Origin of the sequence: Gilliamella sp. App6-5 (assembly GCF_001690525.1) — a bacterium.
Taxonomy (GTDB): domain Bacteria; phylum Pseudomonadota; class Gammaproteobacteria; order Enterobacterales; family Orbaceae; genus Gilliamella; species Gilliamella apicola_H.
The window spans coordinates 1-16011 of record NZ_LZGT01000083.1 but is presented as its reverse complement, the minus strand read 5'-3'; the positions used below and the strand labels follow the sequence as shown (position 1 = coordinate 16011).

The window sequence follows — 16011 nt, the reverse complement described above, 5'->3', positions numbered from 1 at the left end:
TTATATCGTTACTGTCACGTTAGCAAGTTGAATGATGTGAGTAAAAATGTAAAGGAAACTTATGATTGGTACAAAAGTTCAACATTTTTCCCTAGCAATTTTGAATTTATAGATATATAATGCTAAAGCTTTCGATAAGAAAGTAAATTAATTAAATAAAAAATGTAAGAAATATTTAAGGAGAAAATTATGATGTACTTATCAGCAATTCGTGCTCAAGTAAGAAATTTTGCAGGTAAATTTATTAAAAGCGAACAAGGTGTAACTGCGATCGAGTACGCAATCGTGGCTGCTGGTGTTTCGGCTGTAGTATTAGTCATTTTTGGTACTGAGGCCAACTCCCCTGTAAATGCTATGTTAAAGGATGTATTTAGTAAATTACAAAGTAAATTAACTACTACAATAGGTTAATAGTTTTTTGGATCATTACCTAATTATGATTATTGTGCTACTCCATAATAGGTAATGATGGGGTTTAAGGAAACCTTTACACTTCTGGAAGAGGTTATTGTCGGTAGTAAGATATAACTTTTGTCTTAGTAGTTATTGGTTTCCTGAAAAGACTAATTGTAGATAGCTTGTTATCGCTAGTTTTATAAGATTAAAGTTACTAGGTTCAGCCAGTAACTTTTGTTTTGAATAGAGCATAATGAAAGAAACAACATGACTAATGAACAATTTAAATTTTCTAATGAATGGGGAAAGGTTCGTGATTTAGTTTTTCAAGTCCTTGATCTTGATTTGATTGAACAATTAAAAAGTGATCCAAATAAAATACTACGTGAAGTTCAAACTATAATTAGAGATATTGTGAATTCGGGTAATGCCTATATTACAACCGACGAAACGAATGTATTAGCAGGTATGATCTGTGATGAGATTGTGGGTTATGGTCCAATCGATTCTTTAATGAAAGACGAGACAGTTAACGATATTTTAGTCAATGGTCCTTATAGCATTTATGTTGAACGGGGGGGGATTCTTAGTAAAACGGATAAGTTTTTTATTAGTGATCGCCAGTTGCTTGATATCGCAAGGCGTTTAGTTAATAAAGTCGGCAAAAATATTGATGAGTCGCACCCGTTAGTTGACTCACGGATGCCTGATGGTAGCCGTCTTAATGTTGTTATTCCACCTATTGCTATTGATGGCACCTCGATGTCGATTCGTAAGTTTGGTACTGGTCGCCGTACATTTCATGATTTAATCAACTATAAGTCATTAAACGAAGATATGGCTAATTTTTTAGTCATTGCGGCGCGTTGTCGGATGAATATTATTGTTTCAGGTGGAACAGGTTCTGGTAAAACCACAATGCTAAATGCATTATCTGGATTTATTGGTGAGCACGAACGTACCGTTACACTTGAGGATGCGGCCGAGTTAAAACTGCAACAAGACCATGTGGTGAGATTGGAAACCAAAGCCGGTGGTGAAGATGGGCGCGGAAGAGTAACGATGCAAAATCTATTAGTTAATGCACTGCGGATGCGACCAGACCGAATTATTTTAGGGGAATGCCGTGGTGAAGAAGCGTATGAGATGCTTCAAGCCATGAATACTGGTCACAGTGGTTCAATGTCGACCCTACATGCCAATACAGCTAAAGATGCCTTATCTCGTCTAGAAAGTATGATCATTATGGCTCAACCTGAATTACCAATTATTGCAATTAGGCACTATATTGCATCTTCTGTTAATTTTATTATTCAAGTATCTCGCCTTCCCGATGGACAACGTAAAGTGATGAGTATTACTGAAGTTATGGGCTTAGAATCAGAAAATATTGTTACTCATGATGTGTTCAAATTTAAAATTCATGACGAAAGAAACGAGCAAGGTAAGATTCAAGGTGAATTTGTCTGTAATGGACTGGTTAAACGATCTGCACTTTATGAAAGTGCACAATATTATGAAATGTCAGACGTATTAGAAAAGCTAATGTTAAATGCAGTGGGGATCAAAGTATGATTTTCATTCTTTCAATTGCACTTATTCTTATTGCAATTATAAATATGTGGACATTGCGTCGCCGTAGTGAGCGATTACAGGTTTTTTATAATGTTGAACTTAAAAAAGCTTCATTATCGAGTTTGATTGAAAGTCAACTATCTCAACGACAACAATCTTTTTGGGAGCGGATTAGCTTCGATTTTAAAGTAATGATTAGATACTATCACAATCTACTTATAATGGGACAATCGAAAACACGGTTGTTTATTTATATCCTGTCAGGAACGGCTGCAGGCATTATATTAAATCAAAAGTATATTCATTATGACAACTATATCATAATTCCCGTCAGTGCTATTGTCACAGTTTTTGTAACTATTTTTATTAAAAAAAAGAAATTGACGAAAGAATTTTATGAAGTATTTCCTGAAGCATTAAATGTTATTTCAGGTGTCGTATCATCGGGTGGTGCAATAACAACAAGCTTTAAAACGTGTGGAAACTCAATCGATGGAATTATTGGTAAAATAATGAAAGAAATTGATAGCCGAATAGAAATTGGGGATAACATTGAGGGGGTCTTATTAAACTCCTATCAACGACTTCCCTTTCCAGAATATTATTTTTTTATTTTAACGGTAATGGTTAACCTTGATAGTGGTGGGGAATTAAAAGAAGTCCTCAGTCGGTTAGCAAAAATGTTAACTAGCAATCGAATTTTAACTAAAACTAGAGATGGTAAGACCGCAGAATTACGAATGACGATGACCATATTAGGTTGTATGCCGTTTTGTTTTATTTTTGTACTTAAATTAGTTTCAGAAAAAAATTATGAGTATTTGGTTGATACAACAGTTGGCCACTATATTTTGTATTATATTATTGGTAGTGTGGCTATTGGTCTTATTATTATCAAGGGGATGATTAACAAGGTCATTTAAATTATGATTATTTTACTAAATATATTATTCCCAATTATTTTAATTTATATCAGTAGTCGAGAGTTGGTCAGCTCATATTTATTGTATCAAAGAAAAGAAAAAATCAGTTTACTTTTAAATAATGAGAACCAAGAAAAGAAAGCACCTAAGAAACATGTTAACCAAAAAAATGTAGCCTTTGAAAAAATTGCAGCCAAAAATAGCTTAGGTTTAAGTTTATTGCGTCGCTTTCAAGAACAAAATAGTTGGAAGATTTATGCTGTTATTATCGGATTTTCATTCTTTTATCTTATAAACCAAATCCTTTCATTGATTGTGCTTGATTCCAATGTGCTATTAATTGTTTTGCTTGTCATCGTTATTGCAGTGATTATTGTGCCTGATAAGTTGGTAAAAAGGCAAACAGCTAAAAAAATCAGAAAAATTTCGCAAGACTTACCATTGATCATTGATATGATGGCTATTATGGTTAAATCGGGTATGACAGTTGAAAATGGTTTTAGGTATTTAAGTACCAAAGTAAAACCAATTAATAAAGATGTGGCAGCTATTTTAGAAAGAGCTTGTTTAATGATGGATGTTAATGGTATTGAACTCTCTATTGATTTAATTCAGCGGGAAGTACCCTGTAAAGAAGTTAGAATGTTTTGTATTACGTTAAGACGAAGTATTAGTTATGGTAACTCAATTTATGATACTTTATTAGAGTTATCAGCTGAAATCAGAGAGATGCAAAAATTAACTATAGAAGAAAAAATCGCTGCTATTGCGGCCAAAATGACATTACCGATGATGGGGTTTTTTTTAGCACCTGTTCTTGTTGTTATTACAGGACCTGTTGTCATGAGTATTATATCAACATTAAGTAATAGATAGGGATGTAGAGATAATGAACTATTTTTCAATATACTGTAAACCAAGAAGGTTAATAAAACCAAAATTTATTGTAGTATGTTCAATGTTGTTTATTGCCGCTGGATGCCAAAACAGTACATTAAGATACGATTTAAATGAGCAACAAAAAATTTATATTCATGAAACAACAAAAAATTACGGTGGTTTAATTGAGCTTTATAAACAGCGCTTACAACATTCTGATTCTGAAGATACAAGGTATAAACTTGCTCAAGTTTACTACCTTTCTAACGATTTTGAAGCGGCAAAAAGAACGCTAACCCCCGTCTTAAATAAAAGTAAGAATGATAATCTTTTTTCTTTGTATGGTCATGTTGAATCCAAAATGGGCAATAATGATACTGCGTTGGAGTCCTTAGATAAAGCAATCGCAATTAATCCTAAAAATGGTGAAGCATATAATATAAAAGGCATCGTTCTGCTGAAAAAGAAACAATACGATGCTGCGCGTTATGCGTTTAACCTGGCTAGAGAGAATTTTTATGATGAAAACAAAGTCACGAATAATCTAGCAATGCTATCAATTTTGAATAAAGACTACAATGAAGCTTATAAGCATCTCAATATTTTATATAAAAAAGGATATCGTGACCAAACTATTCTTCATAACTTACTTTATACATTAGTGAAATTAAATAAATTTCAATTAGCTAAATCATTTTGTATAGGACATAGGTTATCTAATGATCCAGAAATTTTAATTCAAGAGCTAAAGCAAATTGAACCGATTAAGGCTATTAAGTTTAACGAGATTACACCAGCGCAAAGTGATAATCAAAAACAGTATACGACTGAAAAAACAACATTAAAGCAGATATCCAAAACAGAGACCGTTGTTAAACCTGAAAAAAAGACTAATTCACAAACTGTTGCTAAGTCAGAAATTAGTGCAAAATTATCAAACGTGGCTAAATTAAAAACGGAAGCTGAGCCTAAAATAGCCTCTCAGCAAGCTACTGTATCTAATTCAGGAGCGGAGACTAGCTCAGTAGCTTCTAAACAAAATAATCAAGTCAATCAGACGAAGACTCAGTCAACTATTTTAGCTGTTCGATCAGGCGAACACGAAAAATTTAGTCGAATCACTTTCGAGACAGAGAATCAATTAAGTAAAAAGCAATACTTGATTGAAAAAATTTCACCAACTGAGTTCAAATTATCGTTTTATGATATAACGCTTCCTTCCGCAGGAATAAATTATATTATTAATCGAATATCCCGTAGTGATCGGGATTTTGCCAATGTAACAGGTACTTTAACTGCCGAAAAAACATTAATTCTGCAAATAAAAACTAAACAAAAATCAATAGTAAAAGATTTTGATGCTGGTCTTAATTCTAACGGTAAAGCCCACTGTTTTGCTTTTGATTTTTATTTAGAAAATAAATAAGTGCAAAAAAAATAACAATAAATATAAAATTATATGGAGTTTGCATGAAAGAAAAAAAAATAATTATTCTATACATATTGATGTTAATTGTGGGGCTAGCATTGCTGTTTACAAAATCATCTCCTCCACCTGTTGCTGAACCAGTAGTTCAGCCGCAAGTTGAAGTTAAAGAAGAACCAAAACAGGAAGAACCAAAAACAGAGATCATAACAATTGCTGTTGCAAAACATGATATTAGTAAAAAGACGATCTTGACTAAAGATGATTACTATTTTAAATCAATAGAAATCAAAATTGATAGCGAACAGAAATCTGAATATATAACCAATGCAACAGAGCTAGACTCCTATGTTGTTAAAAGCAATATTGCAAAAGATTCTTTTATAGAACGTCATTTGATTGCTTCACCTAATTCATCTGACTATGCAATGTTAGCCCTAAAAGAAGGAAATTATATGTTTCCATTCAGATTAGAACAAATTGATTCTTATTTGGTAAAAAATTTAAAGGGTGGAGATCTTGTTGATCTTTATATATTTTATAGTGATGCTGAAACAGCGAATTTTAATAATAAAGTTCTTAAAGATGATAGGCTCGTTTCGCCTAGTGATGATTTCGTTAAAAATCGTATAAAACCGATTATTGTAGGTAAAAAGGTTCTCTATATTGACATAGATGATGTTGGAATTGATTCAAAATTTCAAAAAAAGGATACAGGTCAAATTCAATTAGAACTTTCAAATCAAGAAATTAAGTTATTAAGAACACTGATGACAAATTCTACAATTATAATGTACCCAAGCAATTATAAAAAAAGTGTTGACGATGGATTACGTTTGTTAAGTGATAAAGAAAAAAATTGGCCATTAACTGATAAAGCTATTTTTTCAAAGAAAAAACAGATTAATTTGCTAAAAGGTAACTAAGAATGCTAATAAAAATTAAACCAATTATAAACACAATTAAACAGCTAGTCTGCTTATTATCTATTGGCTTTTCCTCGTTGACTTTTGCTAATATCCATAATTTACAGATTGGGCAAACCAAAACAATTGTTTTGCCAGAAAATGTTGGTACTGTTTTCATTAGCCAAGATAGCGTAGCAAATTATGAAGTTGTTGATGGTAAATCATTAATTATATATGGTAAATCAAATGGTAGAACTAGCTTGCTGGTTTATGATGATGCCAATAACATTATCATTAATGATACCATTAATGTTGATCCGCTTTTATCTCAAATTACCCATAGATTAGCGCAAAACTTTCCAAATAGTAGCGTGACAATAGATCGTTATGATAATGGTGATCCAAGTGGACGGTTTGTTTATGTATTAAATGGAACTACACCAGATACGACGACAAAAGGTAAAATTATGGCGGTTGTGGGTTCACTTGTTGGGCAAAGTGCAGAGCGAATACGGACCACTGCATCAGATGGATTAGAAAGTGCGGATCTTACTTTTCAGGATTACTATGTTTATAACAATATTATTGATAATATCAGAGTCATTGAAGAGTATCAGGTTAATGTAAAATTGACCTTTGTTGAAGTGAGCAAAACATTTACCGATTCGTTGGGTATTGAGTGGCAAAGTTTAACTTTGGATAGTATGGTAAATGGTGGAAGTGATATGAACAATATTGGTGAATTTACCCTATTAGGTCTAAAAAAAGGATTTAATATCCATAATATTACCACAATGATTCGTGCAATAAAAAATGACCGTTTAGCCAAGATTTTAGCGCAACCTAATTTATCTGTATTGTCTGGTGAAAGTGCATCGTTTTTAGTTGGTGGTGAAATTCCCATCGTAACTAAAAATAAAGACGGTGATGCTAATGTCACTTATAAAGAGTATGGAATTAAATTAAATATTAGTACCAAAGTGAATAACGATAAACGTATTAGATTATTTATTAATAATGAAGTGAGTTCAGTTTCAGGTGCGTATGCTTTTAATAACTATAATATTCCCACTTTATCGACTAGAAGAACCAGTTCAACAATAGACCTATCTGATGGAGACAGTTTTGTTATTGCGGGATTAATTAACGAACAAGATTCAGAAACATTATCTCGTATTCCTTTTGTTAGCGAGATACCGATTTTAGGAGCGTTAGCGCGTAGCACAACAACAGGTCGCGAAAAGACAGAAATGGTTGTATTTGCAACTGTTAATTTGGTGACATCTAATAATAGTTTTGATAGTGTAGAGTTACCGATTTTAGAAAGAACTGATGTAATTAATAGTTTTTTCAATATTAAGAATAATATGGATAAGCAACGACGCAAAACAGCACCAATATCTAATGAGAGTGAAAAATTTATTAATGACATGGGCTTTATTGAATAAAGGTTAGTGGAATTCTTATGCAATTATTTGGTAATAAAAAAGATAAAGATATATCAAAAGACCCTTCACAAGAATTCGTGGTTGGGCGTATATCGGGTTTTCAGGTTGCTATTTTAAGTAAAAGAAGTGAATTGGTTGAGAATATTCGTTCTGTACTTTTCCTTTACAATGTATTGGGTATGGAGATTATTCCATTAGATTTGTCCGAATTAAAAGAGGAACCGCGTTGGAACAAGTATGATGCAATTATTTTAGATATTAAAGATGAAAATGATGCCGAACGATTATCAGAAAATGTTAATCGTTGTATTCCAATTAAAGCATCAACAATACTTGTTGGTAGCCATGATTCAATTCAGTTTTCTGAATTTTTGTTAAAAAAGGGTATCCATTTTTTATTAGAGAATAGCCAATTAGAGAAGATTCCAGCTATCTTACACTCAAGAAGTGTCACTCCGCCAGGTTCAAGCCAAAGAGTCGGTAGTGTTATTACATTTTTAGGCTGTAAAGGAGGAATAGGCACATCATCATTAGCGATTCATACACTAAAAAATATCAGTTCGTTAACTAATTATCCGATCCTTTATATTCAAGGCGCGACGACAAGTCCGAATGCCGATTTTTTATTTGAAATGCCAATACCCCAAGATGGTTCAGTAGTTGATGTTGAACTTTCTTTACAAGCAAAAATTGAAACCAGTGATAAGGCATGGGAATATGATGATTTGAACTCTGGGCAATTCAACATTGCTGTTATTGATCAAAATATGGGGTTATCATCTTCATTTAAGCATTTTGAACAGATAATTAAACTTTCAAATATTGTTTTTCTTGTAGTAAATAGAGATCCTTTCTCAATTAAAGTCGCTAAAAAAATGCTGGATGAAATTTCTCGCGCTACCACACAAAATGTAGATTTACTAAATAAACGCTTTTTAGTGTGTCTAAATGATAATCTTCCTTATGATAAAAAAACAGCTTTACGAGATAATGATATTGAAGAATTTTTAGGTCGAAGTATTGATTTTACTCGTAAATTTATCCCAAGGATGGATAAATTTAAAAAAGCTCATAATAGCAGTGAAATAAAAGAAATAGCTTCAGCTATTATTGGTAATAAAAAAATCAAAAAAAGTAAATCAAAAACATCTTTTTCAATATTAAAGAAAAAGAAAGATTAATCCTTTATATAATAATAGAGAAGAGCAAAAATCATGTTGAAATATTGGGAATTGTTTTTTCGTCAAAAGAGGGCAAATGTTTCAATAGAATTTGCAATTGTTTTTCCTTTTGTAATTGTGCTATTTGTATTTGTACTTGAATTCAGTCGGATTATGATTATTGGTTCTGCTTTAGATTTAATGACGACAGAAATAACAAATAGAGCTGCAATTTTCGAGAATGACAATTATGACGAAATAGTAAATCACTTCGCTACAGGTGAAATGCCTTCATGGCCCTATTTGACGAATTCACAAGAATTAGAAATAACAGTAACTTATTGTAAAACAATAAGAGAGGTAATTGATAATAATTGTCATGACACCCTCAGCGATGATACTCACATATTAGTATTTGATTTGGAGTATCATTACTATGCCATATTTTCCGAACTATTTAGTCGTATAATTGACTCCTCTTTGAAAAAGAAAACAATTGTGTACCGTGAGTTTTATCAAAACAATTCGTAACTAAAGGAATGGAATAACAAATGAAATCTTCTGGTAATTTTTTTCACAATAAAGACGGTATAATTTCCATTGAGTTTGCAGCATGTTTCTGTTTGTTTACAGTTTTATTATTTATTATCTATGATGTATATAGTACGATCATGCTACAAAATAGATTGGAACGAGCAAATTATGCAGTAGCATCAATTTTTCGCGAAAGATCATCTCTCTACCCCATTATAAATGGCACAATTAAAAAAAACAAACTTGTATTGTGTAGTCCCGGTACCAAGTATTGTTTTAAAACTCATGAATTATTTGATGATAATCAAGTGGAAGAAATGCGTCTATTGGCAACTAAATTGTTAGGTGGCCGTGATGTTTCTATAAGAGTAGATGGTTTATTTATCGTACAAAATACTCATCACCCAGAAAGTCTAAGTAATGCTCAATTACATTCTTTAAGTTCTCAATCTTGCCCTATTGGTAGTTGTAATAACGCGGGTATTGCAAATTATTTTAATAGTCTGCCTAGAATTACCGACAATAGTTCAAATAACTATTCAAAACTAGTTCCATATGTTTCAAGAGTAGCTGATCCAATAGTTGGATTAGCAGGTCGTTGGATTCCTTTGTATCGAGTTAGTATGTGCGTTGTTAATGAGGAAAGTTTTTATTTAAAATGGATCAATTCTAGTAGAGAAGCAGATGATACGTTCCCCAATTTATGTAGTAATATTGTAGTGCTATCACGTTGTAACAGTATTACTGATGCCGCTAGAGCTTGTCCTATTTACTATCTCTAATCAACACGCTTCTGAGAGGATTATATGAAAAATAATAAACTAAAACAGAGCAATGATAAAAAAACTTTTTTAAAGTGCACTGCTGGAAGTGTTGTTGTCGCTTTTGCGATTATGATTCCGACTATACTGGTTTGTATGCTTGTCTCAATTAATTATACCCAAGCAATGCGTAATCGAGCAAGGATCTCTGAGGCAACTAATGAAGCATCATTAGCCATAGTTGCTTTAAATAATAAAAATATTGACGATACAGCAATTGAGCAAAATCAAAAAATGGCATTGAATTATATTAATTACTTTCTCTATGAAAAAATTAGTAGTAATTTAGCTAACGATGCTAACCTTGACATAGAATATAATGAAGATAGGAAAGAATATTATATTTCCTATAAACAAAAGGTTGATCCTCTCATTGGTAATAAAAAAGGTAAAAATGATGCGTTGGATGATGTATTAAATCAACCAATGCTTATAGGAAATAAAACTAGAAACTATGGTAATACTAGAAAATATGAAGTTTCTGATTCATTTGATATTGTATTTATTAGTGATTTTTCAGGTTCATCTACGTGTATATACGGAGACATGTCTTGTAATGATTACCAAGTTAGAAATGCATCTGAAACGCGTCTTGACTATATGAAAGACGCTATAGCAAGTATTATTAATGAATATAAAAATGATCCAAACTATCATTTTGCCTTAGTTCCTTACGACATAGGTGTTCCTGTTACAACCCAAACGAGTAATCTTGCTGGAGGTGATGGTTATGCTTGTTCTGTTATGTACAAGATGAAACAACCTTACAACAATATTGATTATAATTTTTGGGCGAATAAAAATGTTGCGTATTCAAAATGGAGTAAGTTGAAACAAAATAAACAAATTAAAGAGTATTTAGACTATGACTATTTTAAATATTTTGAAAGCACTGTTTTTTATTATTTAGATTATTATAACTATCGTTACTACTCACAAATAATTGGACCAGCAAAAGGACTTTATAATGATGAAGCATTACTTAATGGCAGATTATGTCGCATTCGCCATCATACTGAACAGATTCATATGGGGTCTACACGATATGCTTGTGGTGAAAGTAATCCTGATTATCCATTGGCTAGTAAAAATAAAAACACTATTAAAAATCAATATGGTAAAATAGTTCAACTATATGATTATATGTTCTCGGGGAATTATCCTGATATACATTATTCGTTTGCCAACACTAAAACAGTTGATGTGCAAGGTACTATTGATTCATTATTTAGTGGTATGGATGCTAATACTATAACATTTAATCGTCTTATTTCGCCAACTGTTGCTGATTTTTCACCATTTCAGGGAATGTGTCAGTCACCTTTATATAGTAATGGTATTATGAATGAAAAAATGGTCAAGATGTCAAATCCTAAAAGGTTTAAAATAGCGTCAGAAAAAATCAAAGACTTCAAATTATCTCCTCATTTAATTCCTTTCAGTGATGATAGCGATCACAGTATTAATCTTTTAAATCAGATTAAAAGTGCGACTTGGCAACCAGGAGGAGGCACGGATACTATGACGGCCTTGTTACGGGCAGTACCAGAGATAGCTAAAGGTAGTGCTAGTAACAATAAAATTATGATTATTATCACAGATGGCAAAGATGATGCGGGAGCAGATGTCCTTAGAGATGAATTTTTAGAGAATAACGTTTGTCAGAAAATAACAGAAGGGTTAACAAGTGTAGCAAACCAAAAAAACAATTATATTGCCAGAGCAGCTAAAAGTGCTAGTATTTATTATATAAAATTAGATCCTAATGCTAGACATTTAACAACAGATACTGAATACAAACAAGTATATGGTAAATGGTTTACTAAATGTATGAATGGTAATAAGCAGTTTTTGTTTGACGCTCTAGATTATCAGTCATTGTTGGATGCTATATCTAAAATTCTTGAAGTCGAGACTGGTAATTTTATTCTCAACAGAAAATGATAGCTTAATAGTGGAAAATAGGAGTAATCCAAAATGAAAGCAATAAAAATTATGATATTGTTTATAACTTATTTAAGCTTTCCGTTGGTAGCAAAAACACGTACTGATGCTGTGATATTCAGCACTACGACAAATGTTAATATAACGACTCGAACTAACTTAATTAAAACCGGCGTCACCTTAGAAAATGGCGATGTTTGGGTTTGGGGATATAGAGGTCGAGGATTACAAGGTAATGGTAAATCGCATGTTTCCTTTAAAGCTGAACCCGCCAGAGTAAAAGAATTTATTGAGAAAGGTCTTTCTATTACACAGCTAGCTACGGGCATATATCATATTATTGCACTAGATGACAGAGGTAATGTTTGGGGCTGGGGGAGAAATGCGTATGGAGAAGCTGCTGGTCATCGTAAGGGTATGGGGTATTACATAGATAAGCCTGTTCTGATTTTGGAGAATAAAGATGTTATTGCTATTAGTTGCGGGAAATATTCTTCTTATGCGTTGACAAGAGAAGGAGATGTTTATTCTTGGGGGCGTAGTTATTCAGGTGAATCAGGTAGAGACATTCGAGTCGCAAATGCTGAGATTGCCAAGATTCCTCGCCAATATTTTAAGGGTAGTAAAGTGGTGAAGATTGGGACTGGTACTTTTAGTGCTTATGCTATCAATGAAAAAGGAGAAGTTTTTGGTTGGGGAGACGAAGCATTTGATTCATTTGGCTTCGTTAATGAAACACTTCATGTTTATAACTTAAGGCCAAAACAAATTACCAACCTAGATGGCATTAATGGTAAAGATATTATGCAAATTACTGGAGGGCATTATTTCACTACTTTTTTAACTTCAACGGGTAGAGTTTACGGTATGGGAAGAAAAAGTCGTTTAGGCCTTACAGGTACAATAACAACAGGAGATGAAGAGGGAATAGTCGATGATGATCACTCAGAATTTGATGAGGAAGAGGACATCGAAGGAGGGGAAGAAGACGAAGTACATTATGGTAAAGAGCTAACGCCAGAAGAAATAGAGAAAGAAAACGAGAAAAGAGAAGGTGAGAGGAGAGGCAAAACAATTGCAACCCCTACTTTGATCACACAAAATATTAGCTCGCTTTATTGCCGATTCCGTGGTTGTGTTGCCATCACTAGAGAGAAAAAAGATGAAGGTGAAAAGCTACTAACATGGGGTATTATTGGTGGTGCTTATAGAAATATCTTGTATGGCAAGGAGGCAACACTTAGAAACAATGAAGGTAAATTTGTTAAACTTGATGGCGGTAGACAGCATCTATTTTATTGGAATGATGAAGGACAGGTCTTTGGAGTAGGGTATGGTGGTGGACGTAAATTTGATCCGAAAACCAGTAAAAAAAGAGATTGGGAGCCTGCATTTAAAATGGAGTTTGTTGTAGATGCAATGAAAAAAGTTTATGGTGAAGATTATATTCCGGGGCAAGGGAAATAATGATTAGTCAAGAATTAATTAATGATATTATTATTTTAGTAATCTGGGGATGCTTATTAGTTTCTTGTTATACTGATTTAACACGCCGAACAATTTCAAATTATATTGTTGGCATAATATTCATCCTTACTATTTTGAATTTTATTTTTGGAGATGGTCAACTAAACTATAGTGCATCGGGTATATTTTTAGTCTGTGGGCTTTTTATGTTTTATTGTCGATTAGTTGGTGCAGGGGATATAAAATTAATTACTGTACTTTTAATCTCTATTCCATCAGGCAGCGTTTTGTCTTTTTTGATGATAATCACACTCTTTGGGCTACCTATGGCGATCATCGCAATTATATATAAGCATCTAAAAAAACCAGAAGGTGGCGTTACCTTACCTTATGGGATAGCAATTAGTGGTAGCTATTTTTTAATTTCATCAATCACACTATTTAAGGTTATTTTTAATAATTAATTTGTCATTGCCATTTTAAATATAAGTGCACTTTGACATAAACATTAATGTTTTCCCGACAATAGTAGAAGTTGGGAAGCTTTTTTCCCTTATATAATAATCAATAATATTTACGACTTAAGCAGTAATTGCAATACGCATAAATGAAAATTTACAAAGATAAATAACAGGCCGGCTAAAATGTTAATTTTATATGCCAATATGATTTTTTAATTTTAAAACAGGTGATTATTTTAGATTTAAATACTTCATACTGAGTGTAAAACTAACATAGAAAATGACAAGGTTTTTTAAATCAACTTGTAACTATCCCCTAAAATAGTACAGCACAAAAGTAGAAAATTCTCTATGATAAAAGTAAAGGGGATTTAATTATGAAAAAAATGACTGAACATCAAATCGTCGCTATTTTAAAAGAAGCTGAAGCAGGTATTCCTGTCAAGGAACTCTGCCGTAAATATGGCATGGCAAATTCAACTTTCTATAAATGGCGTGATAAATACGGTGGTATGGAAACCTCTGATATTAAACGTTTAAAGGAGCTTGAGGCTGAAAACCGTAAGCTTAAGCAGATGTTTGCTGAACTGAGTTTAAAATCCCAACTTCAGGAAGAAATCATAAAAAAGCTTTAGTGCCAACTGGGGCACGTAAAACGTGGGCACAGCAACTACAACAAAATCATTCTATTACTATTGCTATGAGTTGTGCCATTGTTGGCTTAAGCCGTTGTGCTTACTATTATCAACCTAAGTTACTGGATGATTCGGTGATTGTTTCGGTGTTGAATGCTATCACAGACCGGCATTTACGCTGGGGCTTTCCCAAATGTTTTAATCGCATCAGAAAGCTCGGCTATAAATGGAATCATAAGCGTGTTTATCGGGTGTATTGTGAGTTAAAACTTAATATTAGAGCTAAACGTAAAAAACGTATCCCCCAACGAACACCAGAAAAGCTATTGGTTCCTAATAAACAAGGTGAATGTTGGTCAATGGATTTTATGAGTGATAGTAGCTGTAATCAACGTCGCTTTAGGACATTCAATGTCATCGATGACTTTAATCGTGAGGCGTTAGGTATTGATATTGCAGTAAGCTTACCGGCAGGGACAGTTACCCGTTACTTAGATAAACTGGCTGAATATCATGGCTATCCATTAAAAATACGCGTCGATAATGGGCCAGAATTTACAGGAAAAACCTTTATAAACTGGGCTAAATCACATGATATAGCCATTGATTATATAGCGCCCGGTAGCCCATATCAAAACGGGTACATTGAACGATTTAATCGCACCTATCGCACAGAAGTATTAGATTTATATCTATTTAATAATCTAGAACAAGTAAGAAAGATAACTGAAGAATGGCTAACAGTGTATAACACCGAAAGACCACATGAAGCACTAAATAATATGACGCCGATTGAGTATAAAACACTAAAACAAGCAGTATGATTTTCTACTTGAATCTTGTACTAAGTTTGGGGTATTTACAGAGTTATTAATTCAATTTAAAACAGTAAAGAGAAGAATTATCAGTTTAAATGAATTGAGATTTCTACTCTGTATTAATGATAAATTTTTGACGTGGTCCGATCTAAAACGTTTTGTTATAGATAAATCTGTCAATGAAATTAATAATAAGAGCGATCTCAATATTTCATATGAACCAAAAAAAATTGGGCGTTCATTTACAGATATTGAATTTTTTATTGACGTTGACCCAGATGCGAATTTTTTGGAGAATAAATTACGAGCAGAATTTTACTTGGGAAAAATAAAAATGAATAAATTAACTAAAATCGAAGAAAAGATAAATAGTATAAATGAGAAAATTAAAAAGATTGATGACAAGAAAAAACTTTTAATTTCACAAAAAAAGAACTTGAAAAAAATTTTATGAAGTTAAAAGTTTCAAGCATTTTATCAAATCATAATGAATCACTAATGAATATTTTAGGTGAAGATAATTTTGATATATTAAAAAATCAATTAGAGGTTAAGTAAATGAGTTTTAGTTTTATTAAAAATAAAATATTTACTAAATATAAATATTATGATTTAT

Annotated in this window: 15 protein-coding genes; all 15 read left to right on the top strand. The window is 32.4% G+C overall.

All coding sequences use genetic code 11. From position 1 onward, the window contains the following. The first annotated feature begins 189 nt into the window (after positions 1–189). The 15 genes from A9G24_RS10095 to A9G24_RS10020 all read left to right on the top strand — a co-directional run bounded on the left by A9G24_RS10095 (position 190) and on the right by A9G24_RS10020 (position 15849). Positions 190–411 (top strand): Flp family type IVb pilin, encoded by a 222-nt coding sequence (locus tag A9G24_RS10095; protein ID WP_065638898.1) that lies wholly within the window; start codon positions 190–192, stop codon positions 409–411. A 252-nt stretch (positions 412–663) separates the two neighbouring features. Further along, positions 664–1971, top strand: a complete 1308-nt coding sequence (locus A9G24_RS10090; RefSeq protein ID WP_065638897.1) for a CpaF family protein — start codon at positions 664–666, stop codon at positions 1969–1971. Then, complete coding sequence (locus A9G24_RS10085) at positions 1968–2894, top strand: type II secretion system F family protein (protein ID WP_065638896.1); 927 nt, start codon at positions 1968–1970, stop codon at positions 2892–2894. The genes A9G24_RS10090 and A9G24_RS10085 overlap by 4 nt, the downstream gene beginning before the upstream one ends. Before the next feature lie 3 nt (positions 2895–2897). Continuing rightward, positions 2898–3770, top strand: a complete 873-nt coding sequence (locus tag A9G24_RS10080; protein ID WP_065638895.1) for a type II secretion system F family protein — start codon at positions 2898–2900, stop codon at positions 3768–3770. A 13-nt stretch (positions 3771–3783) separates the two neighbouring features. Further along, complete coding sequence (locus A9G24_RS10075; RefSeq protein ID WP_141673140.1) at positions 3784–5199, top strand: tetratricopeptide repeat protein; 1416 nt, start codon at positions 3784–3786, stop codon at positions 5197–5199. Between the two features lie 44 nt (positions 5200–5243). Then, complete coding sequence (locus A9G24_RS10070) at positions 5244–6125, top strand: hypothetical protein (RefSeq protein ID WP_065638893.1); 882 nt, start codon at positions 5244–5246, stop codon at positions 6123–6125. Between the two features lie 2 nt (positions 6126–6127). Then, a complete protein-coding gene (locus A9G24_RS10065; RefSeq protein ID WP_065638892.1) occupies positions 6128–7555 on the top strand; it encodes a type II and III secretion system protein family protein in 1428 nt (475 codons plus the stop codon). A gap of 17 nt (positions 7556–7572) precedes the next feature. After that, positions 7573–8736 (top strand): hypothetical protein, encoded by a 1164-nt coding sequence (locus A9G24_RS10060; RefSeq protein WP_065638891.1) that lies wholly within the window; start codon positions 7573–7575, stop codon positions 8734–8736. A 33-nt stretch (positions 8737–8769) separates the two neighbouring features. Further along, on the top strand, positions 8770–9246 hold the full coding sequence (locus A9G24_RS10055; RefSeq protein ID WP_065638890.1) for a TadE/TadG family type IV pilus assembly protein: 477 nt from the start codon (positions 8770–8772) through the stop codon (positions 9244–9246). Positions 9247–9266: 20 nt separating this feature from the next. Then, on the top strand, positions 9267–10031 hold the full coding sequence (tadF, locus tag A9G24_RS10050; RefSeq protein ID WP_065638889.1) for a tight adherence pilus pseudopilin TadF: 765 nt from the start codon (positions 9267–9269) through the stop codon (positions 10029–10031). A 24-nt stretch (positions 10032–10055) separates the two neighbouring features. After that, positions 10056–12014 carry a TadE/TadG family type IV pilus assembly protein gene (locus A9G24_RS10045; RefSeq protein ID WP_065638888.1) on the top strand — a complete coding sequence of 653 codons (1959 nt, stop codon included), beginning with the start codon at positions 10056–10058 and terminating at the stop codon, positions 12012–12014. Between the two features lie 33 nt (positions 12015–12047). Beyond that, positions 12048–13481: an RCC1 domain-containing protein gene (locus tag A9G24_RS10040; RefSeq protein WP_065638887.1), complete on the top strand. Its 1434-nt coding sequence runs from the start codon at positions 12048–12050 to the stop codon at positions 13479–13481. Beyond that, positions 13481–13945, top strand: coding sequence for an A24 family peptidase (locus A9G24_RS10035; protein ID WP_065638886.1), 465 nt, complete (start codon positions 13481–13483; stop codon positions 13943–13945). The genes A9G24_RS10040 and A9G24_RS10035 overlap by 1 nt, the downstream gene beginning before the upstream one ends. A gap of 374 nt (positions 13946–14319) precedes the next feature. Further along, positions 14320–15401, top strand: a protein-coding gene (locus A9G24_RS10025; RefSeq protein ID WP_442902766.1) for an IS3 family transposase whose coding sequence is annotated in 2 segments (ribosomal slippage) — positions 14320–14566 and positions 14566–15401 — 1083 coding nt in all. Because the reading frame shifts where the segments join, the coding sequence is not laid out codon by codon here. 94 nt (positions 15402–15495) lie between these two features. Then, on the top strand, positions 15496–15849 hold the full coding sequence (locus tag A9G24_RS10020; RefSeq protein WP_335340090.1) for a replication initiation protein: 354 nt from the start codon (positions 15496–15498) through the stop codon (positions 15847–15849). Positions 15850–16011: the final 162 nt, after the last annotated feature.